At 62.3% G+C, this 15,924-nt stretch carries 10 protein-coding genes and 2 pseudogenes; 1 reads left to right on the forward strand and 11 read right to left on the reverse strand.

What is annotated here, in order from left to right; translation table 11 throughout:
• Positions 1-58: 58 nt before the first annotated feature.
• From ABZ920_RS29155 to ABZ920_RS29165, 3 genes are all read right to left on the reverse strand, one after another.
• Entirely contained in the window at positions 59-1,798 is a 1,740-nt protein-coding gene (locus ABZ920_RS29155; protein WP_361511374.1) for an ATP-binding protein, read from the reverse strand.
• A gap of 14 nt (positions 1,799-1,812) precedes the next feature.
• Positions 1,813-2,169, reverse strand: a complete 357-nt coding sequence (locus ABZ920_RS29160) for a hypothetical protein (protein WP_361511377.1) — start codon at positions 2,167-2,169, stop codon at positions 1,813-1,815.
• A gap of 86 nt (positions 2,170-2,255) precedes the next feature.
• Positions 2,256-2,789: a hypothetical protein gene (locus tag ABZ920_RS29165; RefSeq protein ID WP_361511380.1), complete on the reverse strand. Its 534-nt coding sequence runs from the start codon at positions 2,787-2,789 to the stop codon at positions 2,256-2,258.
• Positions 2,790-3,558: 769 nt separating this feature from the next.
• Here ABZ920_RS29165 and ABZ920_RS29170 point away from each other — a divergent pair.
• Positions 3,559-5,160: a DGQHR domain-containing protein gene (locus ABZ920_RS29170; protein WP_361511383.1), complete on the forward strand. Its 1,602-nt coding sequence runs from the start codon at positions 3,559-3,561 to the stop codon at positions 5,158-5,160.
• 99 nt (positions 5,161-5,259) lie between these two features.
• On the opposite strand, the pseudogene ABZ920_RS29175 reads toward ABZ920_RS29170, so the two are convergent.
• The 8 genes and pseudogenes from ABZ920_RS29175 to ABZ920_RS29210 all read right to left on the reverse strand — a co-directional run.
• Positions 5,260-6,531: pseudogene (locus ABZ920_RS29175) on the reverse strand (tetratricopeptide repeat protein); the annotation flags it as partial.
• 54 nt (positions 6,532-6,585) lie between these two features.
• Positions 6,586-6,978 carry a hypothetical protein gene (locus ABZ920_RS29180; RefSeq protein WP_361511386.1) on the reverse strand — a complete coding sequence of 131 codons (393 nt, stop codon included), beginning with the start codon at positions 6,976-6,978 and terminating at the stop codon, positions 6,586-6,588.
• Between the two features lie 10 nt (positions 6,979-6,988).
• Positions 6,989-7,357 (reverse strand): hypothetical protein, encoded by a 369-nt coding sequence (locus ABZ920_RS29185; RefSeq protein WP_361511389.1) that lies wholly within the window; start codon positions 7,355-7,357, stop codon positions 6,989-6,991.
• A 379-nt stretch (positions 7,358-7,736) separates the two neighbouring features.
• On the reverse strand, positions 7,737-7,907 hold the full coding sequence (locus tag ABZ920_RS29190) for a GIY-YIG nuclease family protein (protein WP_361511392.1): 171 nt from the start codon (positions 7,905-7,907) through the stop codon (positions 7,737-7,739).
• Positions 7,870-8,346, reverse strand: a complete 477-nt coding sequence (locus ABZ920_RS29195; RefSeq protein WP_361511394.1) for a GIY-YIG nuclease family protein — start codon at positions 8,344-8,346, stop codon at positions 7,870-7,872. Before ABZ920_RS29195 ends, ABZ920_RS29190 begins: the two co-directional genes overlap by 38 nt.
• Before the next feature lie 667 nt (positions 8,347-9,013).
• Positions 9,014-10,702, reverse strand: a complete 1,689-nt coding sequence (locus ABZ920_RS29200; protein ID WP_361511397.1) for a DUF262 domain-containing protein — start codon at positions 10,700-10,702, stop codon at positions 9,014-9,016.
• A gap of 407 nt (positions 10,703-11,109) precedes the next feature.
• Positions 11,110-13,488 carry a tetratricopeptide repeat protein gene (locus ABZ920_RS29205; protein WP_361511400.1) on the reverse strand — a complete coding sequence of 793 codons (2,379 nt, stop codon included), beginning with the start codon at positions 13,486-13,488 and terminating at the stop codon, positions 11,110-11,112.
• A gap of 892 nt (positions 13,489-14,380) precedes the next feature.
• Positions 14,381-15,583, reverse strand: a pseudogene (locus ABZ920_RS29210) (IS110 family transposase); the annotation flags it as partial.
• Positions 15,584-15,924: the final 341 nt, after the last annotated feature.

Consider the following 15,924-nt stretch of genomic DNA (forward strand, 5'->3'; position numbering starts at 1 on the left):
AGACGACGTTGATCGCCTCCACCGGGGCGCCTGCATCTACCGGCCGCCTACCTGATACTCAGAGAACGTCCTTGATCTTGTTGAGGTAGAGCTCAGCGAAGCCGCCCCACTGCTTCCTCAGCTGCCCGTACTGTTCGTTCGGGGTGTCGTGCATCGACTCGGCCTTGGCGTACGCCACGAGCAGCAGCGTGATCGCTTCGATCGCGCGTCGCGCAGTTGACTGCAGGGACGGCGCGCTGGAGGCGCTGGCGTCCTTGGCCAGCGCGTGGAGCGGCTCGTACATCTCGCGGTAGAAGGCGTGCCGCTGGTTGAGCCGGATGATCGTCTGCTCCCCGAGGTGGGTGAGCTCGATGAGCTGATCGCCGGGGAAGCTGACCGTCTCGATCACGAACGGCAGGTCCTTGATCTCCTGGACGTACGCGGCCTCTTCCTCCTCGGTCGAGTTCCGCCCCGCGTCCTGCGCAAGGTCGGCGTACTCCCTTTCCCGCTCGGCCGGCGTGGGAACCGTCTTGACCCGGCTCTTCTGCATCGTGCGATCTGCTTCCTTCACCGCCTTGGCGATGGGGGCATGTTCGCCGGACTTCACGGCCTCCTTGCGGTCGTCTTCACCCCACACGCGCTGAAGTTCCTCGCGTGCCCTGGGGATGACGGTTCGCGCCAAGTCCCGGAGCGTCTTGCGGAGTTCATCCGCTGGAACCGCGCCGCGCTTCACGTTACGAACACCCATCAGACGGTCCAGCTCGGGAGTGAAGTAGACCTCGAACCCGATGAACCTGTCCGGCGTCAGGATCCCGTCGGGGAAGAGACGAGCGACCGGGGTGTAGCTGATCTCGCGGTCCAGCCGCATGAAGCTGATTGCGCCCTCGTTCTCGGGCAGCCGCAGCTTGCGTGCCAGGGCGTCACCACCGAGCCCCTTCGCCCGCAGTACCTCGCGCGGGGCGAGGGTGATGACGACACGAACCTTGTGCGTGGTGCCCTGAACCTTCACTTCGTCGTTGAAGAAGACCTGGCCGGGGAAGTGAGGGCCCTCGGCCCCCGCCTTCTTCGCGGTGCCGGCGCCGCGGGCAGCTTCCTCGGCCAGGACCTGGTCCACCCAGGTGCCCTTGCGCAGGAAGGTCGGGTCGTGCGGTACGAGGTCCGTGTGATCGACAGTGATCTTGATGCCGCCACAGAGGAAATCGCGGAAAATCCGGGACAGTTCCTTGTTCATCTCGTTGCGGATGTGATCCGGGGTGCTTCGGCCATGACCATCGGAGACGCGGTCGATTTTGGACCAGAGAACGAGCGTGCCCGTGCCCTCAGGGAAATACGGGACCAGATGTGCGGGCAGGGGCTCATCATCCGGCGGGTTGATACCGATCTTTTCGCCCCGCTTCTCGGCCTCGATGGCCTCGTCGAGGTCAAACTTCACGTGCCTGATCGCGTCGCTGCTGGCCACCCGCGACCACGCTTCGATGCAGGTGCCGACGCTGAGGCCGGCGAGCTTGGCTCCGACGCCGAACTTGCCGATGGTCTTGTCGGACATGAACCGTGTAGAGAAGCCCAGCTGCAGGTAGTGGTGGAGGGTCTTGTCGTCCATGCCCTCGCCGTCGTCGATGAAGGAGATCTGACTGATCGCCTTCTTCCGACCCCGCATGATCTCTTCGGTCAGGATCTGGATGTGGTTTGCGCGAGCTTCGATACTGTTGTCGATCACTTCGCCCACTGCAGAGGGGAAGTTGTGGCCAGACTCGCGGAGGCTGAGAAGTGCCTGTCCGGACAGGACGACCGGGATGGCGCCCTCGACGGTGTCGTTCATGGTGATCTCCTGGTCTACGAGGTGCGGGGCGAGGGAAAAGCGCGGCGCAAGGCGCGCTCGATCTCCGTTTCGGGGCAGAAGGGGCAGCGTCGGCCCGTTCCTGCGGGGCTTGCAGGGTGGATCTGGTTCGCGATCGGGGTGCCCGCCGCCCGGTACCGGTGGTACCAGGCGGATTCGATGGCGAATGCCTGATGGTGGTTGCGGGTCGGTGCGGCAACGAAGTGCGTGGCATGGCCGCGAAGTGGGTGATAAGCGAGTCGTCGCCGGAGACAGGTGTCGGATCGGCCGATGTATAGGGGGACAGCCTGCTGCTGGTCATGGCGCAGGAGGACGTAAGCGCCGATCGTTTTCGCAGGGATCTGCATGTCCACGACGCTCCGGGTAAACCGGAGGGCAACGCTCCCGTTGCCCTCGTACGGTTCACCCAGAGTCACCGTGACCCCTAAAGGGTGGTCTGTCACTCGGCGACGCTCATCAGGGTCTTCGCGTGTTGCCGCAGCGCGCGCCGAGCCCGCTCGACAGTCGCCACGGAAACCCGTGTCCGTTTCGCCGAGTCGGCGACGGTCATCATGTCGAGCATGTCCTGGAGGCACGCCGGACCATGGACTCCGAGCGTGGGCGCAAAGGCCCTCAGCTCCTGCAGCGTCTCCACGGCGATGACGTGCGCTTCAGGGGTGTCATAGGTGACCATCTCGGCCAGGGGGGTGCCGTCCGCAGCGGTGCCACACACGCGGCGACGGGCGGCGTCAGGAAGGGGCCGGCAGGCGGCGTTCCGGCGGGCGGTGGCCTGCGAGCGGCAAATGGTGCGACGCGCGTCCCTGACTACGTTCCGGCACAGAAGATCAGGGGTCTCGGCCGTGCGCTTCTGGCCGAGGGCGAGGTACAGCGCGGTGTCGAGAACGTCGAGGTACTCGCCGTCCCACGCCCGGTTCTTCTGCTTGCTGTACAGACGGCGCATCGTCTCGAAGCGCACGTCGTTGAGCTGGAGCATCAACGCCCCTCTCCGGGTGCCCGGCTGCTATGGGCCGGACCCACTCAGTTGTTACCCGCTCGCCCTTTGGCCGTCGTCGCCATGCGGTCGACTCCGGCATGAGCAGGTTGTTGAAACTGTAGAGCCTGACACCGACAGCTGGTGGTCGAACGCTCACATCTCCTAGGGGACAGCCTTCGCGCAGAACCCCTCACGTCCCAGGTGGGGGCATCATGGCAGAGAGCCCGAACGGGTGACGCTCCGCTACTGAGACCCATGAGGTCACCCACCCACCCCTTCAGGCACCGGAGACACCTGATGTATCAACATCGCCGAAGGTTCATGTTTTTAAAAACTTGACGCCTCGGCGGCGTACCTGCCATGCTGATGGCATGTCAACTGGGGGCAGTTTTCGCAGACTTGACTGGCATAGTACGCGCTCGGTCGCGCTGGCTCACAAGGTGGTGCCGGACGCCCCTGGTGTCTACGCCTACGCGGAGCTCAGCGAGCTGCGGGGTTTGGCTACCACGCAGACCTGGGTGTACGTGGGGAAGGGACACTCGCTGTCCCGTCGACTGACGCGCCACCAAACTCACCTGGAGACCAATCGCTTGCTCCGCGACTGGTTGCACCGCTCCGGCGAGCGCGAGTTGTACTACGCAGAGGTCGAAGCCGCCATGCTCGACCAGGCGGAGCGTGACCTTATCAGCCAACTCCGTCCGCGCTTCAATCGAACGCTTTACGCACACCACTCCTTGTCTACCTAAACGCCCGCCGCACTGGAGGAACAATGGACACGCAGCTTCCCTCTAGCCGTGTCACGGATATCGAAGCGATCGCGGAGGCCCGCAGGAAGCACGATGAAGTGATCGCCGACCTCCTTGAGAGTTCCATCTCTCGAGAAGACGCACTGTTCGTCGAGGTCGCCCATATGGGCGGAACTCCCTCCTACATCGCCTCTGTCTCCCTAGAGTGGATCCGTCGCCAGGTCAACTTGACCGACACGATGCCGCTGCTTAAGAGAAGTATCGACAAGGAGACGGGCAAGCTACGGATCGACGAGGAAAGTATCGAGATCATCTCTCAACGATCGATCGACTGGTCTCGGGAAGCGGTGCTCGCCAAGTACCTCATCGAGCGTGATACGCACAAGTTCCCGCCTATCCTGGCCGTCCTCAGCCAACCCTGGGTAGATGATCCGGACAGCGATATGTGGGACGAAGAGGGGTGCGCCAAGGAGTCATCCATCGCCTTCCGGCGTCTCGACGTTCGCGGCCGGCTGGGGCTGATTGACTTGAGTGCGAAATCCCGACTTTACGCACTCGATGGGCAACACAGAGTCATCGGCATCAAGGCCGCTCTCGAGCTGATCAGTACTGGGCGCCTAGACGTCAGGGATAAAGATCGAAAGGTCAAGCGCGACGAGATGTTGAGCCTTGACGATCTCATCGCCGAAAATGGTCTTGCCGAAGCACAGCTACAGCAACTCGGCGACGAACGTATGGGAATTGAGATCATTCCCGCAGTACTCAAAGGGGAGTCGCGCGCTGATGCCCAATTGAGAGTCCGTACTACGTTCACTCACGTCAACAAGCAGGCGTCTCCCTTGACTCCCGGAGAGATCGCTCAGCTGGATGAGGATGACGGCTTTGCTATCGTCGCGCGCCGCGTGGCGGTGGGCCATTCTTTCCTTACGCGTGTTAGAAGCGCTGTTAACTTCAAGAACAGCACCATCTCGTCGCGTTCTGTCCCCATCACCACACTGCAAACCCTGACATGGATGGCGCGAACCTACCTCCTCGCACACAATGACTATGCCGGCTGGGCAACCAAGGGTAAGGAACTGGCCCGTCGTCCAGGGAAAGAAGATCTGGCCCGTGGCGTAGCTGACTACACCGATCTGTGGGATCACATCGCCGAACTACCGACATTCCGCGCAATCGCTGCTGGGGAGCCAGTAGCCCGCCATAGGCGCTTCGCTCACGAGGATAAAAATGATGGGGGTGGACACGGACACTTGCTACTGCGGCCCGTAGGGCAGCAAGCATTGGCCCAGGCGGTCGGACTGCTTCACGCCGAGGGCATGTCGCTCGACCACATCTTCGCCAAGCTGACGACTTTCGATCGCAGAGGTGTGCTCAGGCTGGATGCTGTCGAGAATCCCTGGTGGGGAGTCCTCTACGACTTCAACGGCAAGCGCATCAGCATCAAGGGCCGCGAAACTGCTGTGAAGACCCTTCGTCACATGATCGGCGGCCTCCCCACGGATAAGGACCGCAAGGTCCTGCGCGAGGCGATTGCCGAAGCTCGATCCATCGGTGATGGCCAATGCCGCGACTACACCAATAGCATCGTTCCCAGCAGCAAGATCAAATTGCCCGAACAGCTTTAATCCAGACGCTATTACAAGCCCTGGCCCCTGGGGCAGTAGCCCAGGGCTCAATGACGCTGCCTCTGGGGCTGGCACCTCACTCGACGTGTCGGGGTGGTCGGGGCCCAGGATGCGTTCCCTGTCGGTGAGGTCCCGCTCGGCGAGGTCGAGGGCGTCCTGGACACGTCCGGCATCGCTGTAGGAGATGGCGAGGTTGTTTCGGGCGGAGAGGGTGTCGGGGTGGTCGTCGCCCAGAATGCGCTCGTAGTCGGCCAGGACCCGCTCGGCGAGGTTGAGGGCGTCCTGGCCGCGTCCGGCATCCCGGTAGGAGACGGCGAGGTTATTGCGGGCGGTGAGGGTGTCGGGGTGGTCGTCGCCGTGGATGTCGTTGCTGCGGCGAGCGGTTCTCTCGTTGTACTCGATGGCCTGCTGGTAGAGCCCCGCATCCGTGAGGCTGCTGCTGACTTGGTAGATGCACTGGTGGGTTTCGGTCTGCCACAGGGCCGGGCGGGTGAGTTCATCGAGATGGACTGCGTTGGCGCGCAGTGAGACGGCAAGTTCCCGTTCCTCGTGGTCGTGGCGGGGCCACAGGCTCAGGATCGCGTCGGCCGCGGTACGAGCCATGGCTGGGAGCATGCCGGACGGGATGGTTTCCCGCACCGCGCGGGCGATCAGGGCGTGCAGACGGATGGGGGCGGTGGCGGTGTCCTGGGTGATCAGGGCATAGGTGCGCAGGCATTCCAGCGCGCTGTGCACCTCGCCTTCGGTGACGGCTGGGTGGTGGCGGCGCAGCCGGCGTCGTCGTGCTGGGCGTGCGGTGCGCAGGTGGGTGAGGGCTGCGGAAGTGGTCCATGCGGTGGCGGGGTGGCCGTGGGGGTCCATGAGGGAGGCGAGGTGTAGCAGGGGGCGGGCCAGATGTGTGGTGTCGACCGCGTCGAGGGAGAGCAGGAGCGAGGCGGTGACGGGCCGTCCGTAGCCTTCCGTGTCGGCGCTGGGCGGGAGCCGATCACCCAGCCGACTGCTGGTGTCGCGCAGCAGGGTGAGGTACTCGGGCATCTTGCGCCGGGTGTTGATGAGGTAGGCGGCGGCGTGACCGAGAGCGAGGGGCAGATCGCCGAGTTCGTCCGCCCGGCCGGGGTCGTGGAGGTGGGCATGTCCGGCGTCGGTGAGCCGGCGGCGCAGATAGGCACCGGCCTCGTCCCGCGTGTAGAGGCCGAGCCGGATCAGGGTGCGGCCCTGACCGCTGAGCTGGGCATCCTCGCGCCGGGTGGTGGCCAGGACCCAGCCGTTACCCGTACCGCTGTCCGGCCACCATTCCTCCAAGGGGGCGGGGTCGGTGAGGTCGTCGAGCACCACCAGCCACCGTTGCCGCGTGACCGCCAGCCATCGCATGAACAGTCGTGCCGCTCCGTCTTCGTCCTCTTGGTCGGCACCGGACAGATGCAGTTACCCGGCTGCTTCTGCGTATGCGGTGATGATCTGGTCGGGGCCGGTGGCTCTCGCCCACAGCAGCACGTCCAGGCCGGCATCCGTGGTGTGTTCCTGGTCCCGCAGCTGCCGTGCCAGGGATGCCGCCAGCTGGCTTTTGCCCACTCCTCCGGCCCCGGACAGCACCACGTCACGGCCCTCGCGCCGCGCCCCATCGGCGTGGTCCCGTATCGCCGTACGTGGCTGGAACGCCGCGGCAAGCCGGGGCACGTCCCCCACCCACACCGGCCACTGCACCGAGGGGCTCGGCACCGGCGTCGGGTACACGTGCATGTCCCCCGCCACCTGGGTGACATCACGCTGCGCCCGTGCCTGCTGACCCGTGCGGCGCTGCACCGAACGCTCCCCCATCGCCGGCCCCTCAGGCCCGGTCTCCGCCGACCTGGTCGACGTCACCGCCGCCGCGTCCCTTCTGGCGGATCTTCTCCCGCATCGGCCGACGCCCGGCCCTGCCAACGGCACGATCATTTCCCGCGGTCTGCCTGACGTTCCCCTCCGCGCGGGCCGACTGCCGTACCGTGCGCTCCGGGCCGCCGCCTGCGGGTGCGCCGGCCTGGGAGGCCCACCAGCCCAGCGCGGCCAGCACCCCGGCCGCAACCACACCACCGACCGGACCAATCACGTCCCACGGGTCATGCCTACCCGAAGACAGCACCGCCCACGGCACAGCCACGGCAAAGAACGCCGCAACCGAGGCCACCACCGCCACCACCCACCGCACCGCCGCCATACCCCGCCCCCGTCCGAACCGGTCAACACGCCTGGAACATCCCATGGTTGCACCTACCGCTCAACCAGAACCCACCCACGGGGAAATCGACGGCCGAGCCATGCGCAGCCGCTGATCCACCGTCCAGACACGCAAGCAGCGACAGTGCCGACCGACCGATCGGGCAGAGCTACAGCAGCCCGAGAAAGGCACCGCCCATGACCTTCAGGGCCTGTCTTCTTGCCCTGGGTCTTGCCTGGGATCTTGATGACCTGCGTTTTCCCTGCTCAGGAGTAGCGGGTCCGTGCGCCTGGTGGTCGTCGTTTGTCGTCCTTGGCCACTGTCGAGCGACCTGGGACGGCCCAGAGACGACAACGACCCCGGCGGCCCGTTCGGCGACCTACGAGCTGACGGGTAACTCCCGGGCTCGCTGGCGTGCTTGGGCCCGTAGCTCCTTCAAGCTGCTGTGGAACGTGTTGTGGCGGTTCTGGTCGAGGTTCAGCGGGAGGTCGAGTTGAGGGATGAGTTGTGCCTCAAGGTCCCACGGCTCGCTTCGCTCGATCCAGCACACCCGCGCGTTGCACCGCCATCCACTGGCTCAGGGTGGTTTCGCCAGCCCTGCCGAAGGTCATCCGCTTGCCGCTGCCTACGCGGCGTAGTTCAAGTCCGAGCAGACATCCAAGAGTGAGCCGCAGCGTCGAGCCAGCCGCGTTGCCCCGGTAGTGGTAGCGCACCCGCTTGCGCAGGTTCTGCGTGCTGGTCCGCTTTGCTATGTACCGCGGGGCTATCCCGACGTAGAGCAGACGCCCAGCGTCCAGGACCGGGTGGAGTGGCTGCTTGAAGTGCCACCCATAGACCCCTGCCGCCGCCGGGACAGGGCTCGGACGCATCGAACCTCCCGACCAGATCGGGACTGACGAGAGCGGTAGCTTCCACGAACCCTCCAGGTGTGTCATGGCTGATCGCCGCAGGCTACTGGTCGACACTGACAGAAGATCCCTCGCCTGCATTACGTGACATCAGATTGGGTTCCTTGGCGACGGTTGCTGTTCTGACCTGCGACGGAGCGGCGTGGGAGTCCCGGTTGCTCGTAAGGCAAGTTACCGCTGTTCCCCCTGGCTCCCCGCAGGATCTGGCACGAATGGCACCGCCCCCTTAGGGGCAACGAACCCCGGCCGAGCTGGACACCTGGGTGTCTGAGCTTCAGCCGGCGACAGTTAGCCACGATGGCGGGTCAGCCGACCATGCCGGCGCGCGTGTGCCTCGCTGCACCCCCGCCAGCCTGAGCCACGCTGTCGGCCGTCGACCAGAGCAAGCCACGACGGCGGAAGCGCGCGGGTTGCCACCTTGCGCGATGACCTCTTCGTCCGGAAGCAACATGGGGTCACCTGCGTCCGAAGTTCACGGAGGTTCGCGCTCGTCCGCCGTTGTTCATTGGTGCTGCAGATAGACACTCATTTGATCCGCACCCGGGGCGCGCAGGCTTGGCGCGCCTCAACTCAGTTCCACGGACAGGGTGCCTACCCACGTCACCGCATTGGCTGGCCCTGTGGTGCACGCGGCTCGGGTGGCCGTGCGCGTGCACCACCAACTGACAGATCAGTGGGTTATAAGCACCTTAGGAGCCGTACTGAGTCCGCAAGTTGTCCACGGGACGGCGCGTGGTGGGGCCTACTTTCAACGAGGCCAAGCGAGTACAGCCTTCTCGGCAAGAGCTTTTTGCCGTGCGGCGATCTCAACTGCAGTCCACTGCGTGTGCTGACCGACTGTGGCTGTGAGGGAAAGCGCTGACGACTGAAGGATAGGAGCCTTAACCGCGAAAGGCTTGTTGCCGATCTTTCCGTTCTTCCCTTTCGGAAGCAAAGTCATGTTCCCAAGGCGATAGGCCCAGTTGTAACGTTCGTCTGCCGTCTTGAATGATGGCCAATCCGTTTGTGTGGCATTCTGCGGAAGAACGTGCTCAAGGTTGAGCTTGTCGCCGTCTTCGTTGGGAACTAGCTCAGGCTCGGAAGTCTTAGCTTCGTAGCGCTCCAGAGCGAGAAGGTAATAGCGGGCCGTGGCATTTTTGGGTACCCGCATAATCGCAAAAGCTTCTTTGAACTGATCGTCCGATGGGACAGTGCTTCCCAGTCTTTCTCTCACGCTTTTAACTGTCTTAACCTGCCCGCTGCGGATTGCGACAGCGGCGTCACAGTAGCGTTCTTCCGTTGTTCCGGAGTTGATCGTCTCTGTGACGGTCCCTCGAACGGACCAGCTCACAGCTGCGCGAAGTAGCTTCTTAAGCTCCGCTGCTGAGAACTTATCCATCGCGGCGAGCAATAGAGGCCTGTTAGGTGCCAGGTTGAACCTGGCTAGAATCTGCAGATCGGCCTTTCCCGCATGGTCCAAGGTGGTCCAGAATTCATGACCGGGGTTTGTGATAGCTGCGTATTTTTCTGCCGCTCGGGAGAGGTCAATCGTGAACTGCGAAGCTTGACTCTTAGTTCTCACCTTTTCCTTGATCTTTGCGTATAGGTCTCGTTCCCGCGTCAAGCCATAGCGGGAGCTCCAGTAGTGCCGCAAGAAGGCGGTAAACTTGCTATCTGCGGCAGAAAGTTCTAGAGCCCCGAGGGCGCGCATCCAGTAGTCGCGTACTTTGTCGAGTTCACTCCCTGCTTTGCCGAAGATGTAGTTCTTGAGAAGGTCGGCAGTGGTTAGATCGGCCCCCCGGTTGTTCAAGGTCTCGAAAATCACATACGCATCGGATTCGGATGGGACTTCGATGACTCCAAGGCGAACTCGCTCGCGGAGAAAAGTGGCCCATTGGAGAAGTCTCTTCTCCGCTTCATCGCCGACTGAGTCGGCAACTTCGCCCACAGCTTTTGACAGGAACGCGTAGGCCTTCATCACCGCGGGAGCTTTGCTGTCGGCAGCTTTGGGGTCAGCATCTCCCGATACGATAGCAGCAAAAATGGAATCGTCTTCGGGGTTCAGAATTAGGCGAGGGTCCTTACCCTCCGATTGCAAAGTTTCCTTGGCAAGGTAGTCGCGCTCGATTACGCTGAACTTTTCATTACCGCGACTCTCGAGGTGATCGCGGATCGCGGCCAATAGCAAGGATGTAGTCACGATGCGCTGCTGACCATCGATGATGGTTTTTCGTGCACTGTCCCCTTCGGTGGTGAGTACAACCGTTCCGAGGAAGTACTCGTCAGTTTCTCCGAAGGCGTGGCGTAGATCGCTCCAGTACTGAGAGACCTCCGCATCTGGGCGCCAGCGGTACGAGCGCTGATAGATAGGGACGCGCATCTCTTGCATTTCGATCAGCTCTGCAACACCGACGAGCTGAAACTTGATCGAGGTAGGCGTCGCTTTGGCAGAAGGCATGCTTCGCATCGTAGGACACTCCTTGAGAGCAGTACATGGACTTGGCGAACTTGGGACCGCACGTTGACGGCACGTCAGGTGCGGCGCCCTCCCCCCCTGCGGCGATGCACTCGGCTAGCGACTGCCCAAGTCACGGCAGGTATTGCCTCCACGCAGCTGAGGTGGGGATCCCAGTCCCCTACTTACCCATGCGCCGTGTTGAAGCCGATCGTTGCCCACATGGCGTGGCCTCGGTCCATCAAGGGCACGAGTCCTTGCCGGCAGACCGCGCTCGGCACCGGCAAACTCTCTGTACGCCATCCCGTTGTCCTTGCAGTCGCTTAACGGGAGGCGGTGCATCGCATGCCATTCCTCTATTGTGGCGAATGGCGCACTACCTGGGGTTTGTCAATGTTCGCCCTTCACCCTTAGCCCTTCGATTCTCTCTCCCAACGCACGTGCATCTGAGCATGTTCCAGTCCTGATCGGACCCATTCGGCCCTCTCACCCTTTTCACCTGGTGTTATTGCCAAAATCTCTAACATCGATTCCCAATACGGGATCGAATCAGCATGGAGCCCAATTCTAAATTGAAGTGCAGTGATTCGACTCATCAGGCCGAGTTTTGTTTCTGCATCACGCATCTCGTCGAGTGTGCCCAAAATGGCGATATAGTGATTCACTGCCATATTAAAATTCCCTTGAGCTTCATACGTTAAGCCAAGTTTGAGGCGAAGCTCATTCTGATGGGATCGACTCAGCCGTTCAAATTGCCCTAGACCCATTAGCTCCTGCAGTAGCTCGATGGACTTCTCGTACTCTCCGACTGAGCGATAGATACGCGACAATGACATCCCAAAATGCATCACCGCATAATGATCGTCGCCATAGGAGTTTCTTACGATTCTCGTTGCTGTCTCCATTAGAGGCAGGGCCTCTTGCAGCAGCCCAGCAGCTAGGTAAGCGTTTGAGAGGGACCGGAGTGCGGTGGCAACATGCGGATGACCGTTACCGTCTGTCTCTATTGTTCGGTGGAGTACCTCTCGCAGATATGGGATGCTTTTGCGCGGCTGTCCGGTGGCGCAGTACGACTCTCCTAGGATGCGCTTGAAAGTACGCCAACGATAATCTGCTGGATGCAGCACTGTACTCGCAATCCTGAAGGCCTGTCTCGCAGTGGCTAAAGCCTCCCTTTCCTGCTGCATGTGCTGGTATATGTCGGCGATATGGACAAGTCGCAGAGCAACTTGATAGCTCTCACTTCCCCAGGTGATCTGAGCTATATCCAAGCACCGTCTCGCGACTTGGATAGCTGACTCGTGATCGTCCATCTCGTTGTAGATGTGGTGCAGATGCGTGAGGTGGTCTAGAAGGCCCGGATGTGTGGAGCCGTGTAGCTGCTCTGCGACTTCAAGTGCTAGTACCCCTAGTCGCTTTGCTTCTTTATGTTCCCCTTGAATGAACAGGAAGATACTTGCTTGGTTGAGGATGTGCTCCCATGTCTCATTGGGCAGCGTTGCGTCGATATAACCGGCGCACGCTAAAATATGCGGAAGCAGATCCCACCAAAATGGCCAGCCTTCTATGTGATGCTCAGGGTCGTAGGGTACCTTGCTAGCAAGGCGCTTAATAGCTGCATCACGGGCCTCCGTAGCGCCCTGTCCGTTGCGTAGGACAGATTGAACCAACCGGTGCATAAAAAGCCGGCGGCCGCTGGAACCAGTGCTTAGCATGCTGTGAGCTGTAAGCTGGCCGATCGCGGCCCTGAGCTGGGGCGCGCTTCCGACGTCCTCTAGTAGTTCAAGTGGTATGGCCTCAGAACCATACCAAGAGATTGACTTCAGTATATTTGTTGATAGTGGATCAAGTTTGGCAAGAGTGATTTGCCAGATTCGAGCCACCGTGCGCTCTGCGTCTCCTCCTTCTGGGCCAGCGTCATACAGCTGGGCTGGGTAATCAGCCAGCATGTCGAGGTAATCGCTGGGCGTCGTGCCAGTCTCCAGACAAAATGCTGCAGCCTGTTCCACCGCCAGGGGAAGGTAGCCAAGCGATTCACATACTTTGGCAACGTCACTCATTGGCGAGGAGTAATTCTTAATGTGATTGAAGAGCTCGACAGCCTCGCTGGGATTCAAAACATCTATCTGCACCAGTGAGGCAGTATCGTGCCATCCGGAAAACCTGCGCGTTGTAATCAAGCAGCGGCCGGCGCTTAGGTGCGGAAGGATGGAGCGCACGTGTGCTGCGTCGGTGACATTATCGAGAATTAGAACCCACCCTTGGTGAGTTTCTAGCCACTGCAAGGCCCAATTAGCTAATGCGTCATGTGGTAGGAATTGTCCTAGAGTAGGCTGCAGTGAAGTAGCGAGATTCGCCAATCCGTTTTGTAGCGCTGACTCAGTATCGGCAGTGATCCACCAGACGAGATTGCAATCTCTGCCGTGTATGGCTGCCCAGTACGCTGCCAGTGTGCTTTTGCCGATTCCCCCTAGGCCGCAAACTACAATTGCCGGGATAGTCTCCTTATGTAGAGCCTCATTTATTAGATGCAGAATCTCACGCCTGCCTACGAAATGCCGCGGCACGCGCGGTAGATTGCTAAGTCTTACCGGGGTGGGTACGGCTTGTGGTGCCACTAGGACATCTGCAGATAGAAGCGTTGAATTATGGACGTGCTGTACAACGCTGGTATTATGATCACCGGTTACGGCGATCTCAATATCTCCGCCCGCTGCGACGGCGCGTGACCCGGATGCTTGAACGGTGGGCCTAGGTGTGGTCTTCTGCTCCTTCTTGCTGTTGTTCATTGGTCGTGTCTTGATGCGCTATCGCCCGTGTTTACAGTTCCTGTGATGTCGCCGCCCGCAGCAACTGAGCGGTCGCCATACGCGGTTATTCCGTGGGGCCGTCCCGGGGCGGGCTGTGATGGCACTTGCTGGCTAACCGTTCGCATCAATGTGGTGTTGCCAGTCGCAACTGTTCCGCTGATACTGCCGCCTGTAGACACGGATCTTTCCCCGGTAGAAACGACCGTCTGCCCAAGGGACTGTGTGTTCGTCCGAAGAAGCAGCAGCGATACAACTCCGGTGAGAAGAGCGACGACTGCTCCGATGACGCTGGCCACCTTATCGGCGTAGTCGAGATCTCCTGCGGCGGCTACTGCTATCAGGACGGTTGTGACCGCGGCCCCCGTCCCGGCTCCGGTTAAGGCAAGTCTTCTTCCCCACCCAGTCATGAGCCCATGATGCTCCGATCGCTCTGATCGCGCAGCTGGTTCCACACAACGAGTGCTTGGGCGCGATTCTGGTACGAATGGAGGCATCGCCCGCGCGGCGGGCAAGAAATGGCCCGGTCGTCAGGAGGCGAGCCGCACACCTGCCGGCTACGGATGCGGGCGGTGGAGCGGGTTTGGTCGGTGGCCTGCCCGGTCTGGGGTCGAGCCTGATCAGGGGGCCGTACGCTGGTTGGCAACTCGGGCAGGCTTTGGGCCTGACCGCAATGTGCACGAGTGGCCCCCTGGTCTTGCTCGACGCGGGGCCCGGACCGGGGAGGTGGCTAAAGCCGTGGAGCTCCCAGCCACGACGTACCCGTCTCTGGCATCAGGTGGCTGACTGCTGTGCGCGCGGCACGGACGCCGGCCGGGCTGGAGCGGGGCGTAGACAGACATCCGATGCGGTTGATCAGCCAAGCGGTGTTGGGGAAGGCGGTCTGCTCGCCGTAGGGGATGCGGTGGGTGAGGCAGTGTTGCAGGCAGCCCAGTAGCCGGTTGAAGAGGTTGCGCTGGGCTGCGACGTGTCGGTCTTCGGCTGTGCGGCGGTCGTAGTGGGCTCGTGTTCCAGGGGAGGCGGTGAGGGCGGCAAAGGCCCAGACGTAGCCGGCTGAGGCGAGACGCTGGTTCTTGATGTGCCTGGCAAGGACGGTGGACTTGCGTCCGGAGGATCTGGTGATGGGGGCGGATCCGGCGTAGGCCTTCAGAGCGCGGGGGCTGGTGAAGCGGGTGTGATCGTCACCGAGTTCGGCCAGGACGCGGGCTCCGGTCAGTGCGCCGAGGCCGGGGAAACTGGTGATGATCTCGGCGTCCTGGTGGGTGGCGAAGGCGGCGGTGGTGGCTGCTTCCAGGTCGTCGGCGTTGGTGCAGGCCGCGTCGAACTGCCGTAGCAGAGCAAGGTCTTTGGCGCCCATGGCCTGCTCGATCATGGGTGGCTGGTGCATCTGGGGTTCGCGGAGCAGGGTGTGGAGTCGTTCGACTTCACCGGTGATCTCCCGCTGGCGTCCGGCCTTCTTCAGGATCGCTCGCAGTTGCGGGCGGGTGAGCTGGGCGGCCTGGGTGGGTGTGGGGGCCGCGGCGAGCAGGGTGCGGGTGACGGGTGAGGCGAGGCCATCGCGGAAGTGGCGGAAGACGGTGAGGAAGCCGGGGAAGTACTCGCGCAGGTGGGAGCGAAGGCGGTTGCCGGTCTGGACGCGGTCCCAGACGGCGTCCTGGTGGGCTCGGGCCAGGACGGTGATGGCCTGGGCGAGGTGGCTGTCCGCGGGCAGGGGCCGGTGCTCCGCGGGGTCGGTGCGCAGGATGTTGGCCAGGACCTTGGCGTCGAGGTGGTCGAACTTCTTGCGGCTGAGTGCGTAGCGGTCGCGATAGCGGGCGGCGGTGAGCGGGTTGATCACGTAGATGGGTCTGCCGGTGGCGCGTAAGCAGGCGACCAGGAGCCCGTGAGAGGTCTCGATGGCCACCGGGATCGGGTTCTCTGGGCTGTCGCCGTGCTGGGCCAGCATGTCCAGGAGCTGGCTGAGGCCGGTAGGGGTGTCGTCGATGCGGAGCTTGTCCAGGAGGGTGCTGGCCTCGTCGAGCAGTGCGATGTCGTGGTGGTCGGTGGCCCAGTCGATGCCGCAGAACACGCTGGTCATAGCGAGTGTCCTTGGGTCGGTGGCGGTGGTGTGAGGTCGTCGCCGTGGCGGGGTTGCGCGTCTCCCTAATGGCAGGGCTCATGGGCCCGTCATCCGATTAGCCGTTCGCAATCCCAGCGGTCGCCAGGGGTCTCGGTCAGCTGCGGAACTGGGAGCGTTCGCCGAGCGGTGAGAGATGTTCCCTGGCGGCGGCTTGAACCACAAGAGCCAACGATGCCGCTATTTGTGTGCGAGCGGGGGTGGCGGGGCCGGTCCGCGCGGCGCCTAGCCGGAATTCCCCCCGGAATTCACATCCATTTAACCGGCAAGCCCGTCGTGTGCATTTCCCCGCACGACCGCAC

Origin of the sequence: Streptomyces sp. NPDC046831, assembly GCF_040645305.1 — a bacterium.
Lineage (GTDB): Bacteria > Actinomycetota > Actinomycetes > Streptomycetales > Streptomycetaceae > Streptomyces.

What these genes read in the sequence shown, in the direction of transcription:
- ABZ920_RS29185 (WP_361511389.1), bottom strand. Translation starts at nt 7,357, where the DNA reads ATGGCGGCGGTGCGGTGGGTGGTGGCGGTGGTGGCCTCGGTTGCGGCG.
- ABZ920_RS29180 (WP_361511386.1), bottom strand. Translation starts at nt 6,978, where the DNA reads ATGGGGGAGCGTTCGGTGCAGCGCCGCACGGGTCAGCAGGCACGGGCG.
- ABZ920_RS29170 (WP_361511383.1), top strand. Translation starts at nt 3,559, where the DNA reads ATGGACACGCAGCTTCCCTCTAGCCGTGTCACGGATATCGAAGCGATC.
- ABZ920_RS29205 (WP_361511400.1), bottom strand. Translation starts at nt 13,488, where the DNA reads ATGAACAACAGCAAGAAGGAGCAGAAGACCACACCTAGGCCCACCGTT.
- ABZ920_RS29165 (WP_361511380.1), bottom strand. Translation starts at nt 2,789, where the DNA reads ATGCTCCAGCTCAACGACGTGCGCTTCGAGACGATGCGCCGTCTGTAC.
- ABZ920_RS29155 (WP_361511374.1), bottom strand. Translation starts at nt 1,798, where the DNA reads ATGAACGACACCGTCGAGGGCGCCATCCCGGTCGTCCTGTCCGGACAG.
- ABZ920_RS29200 (WP_361511397.1), bottom strand. Translation starts at nt 10,702, where the DNA reads ATGCCTTCTGCCAAAGCGACGCCTACCTCGATCAAGTTTCAGCTCGTC.
- ABZ920_RS29195 (WP_361511394.1), bottom strand. Translation starts at nt 8,346, where the DNA reads ATGCAGGCGAGGGATCTTCTGTCAGTGTCGACCAGTAGCCTGCGGCGA.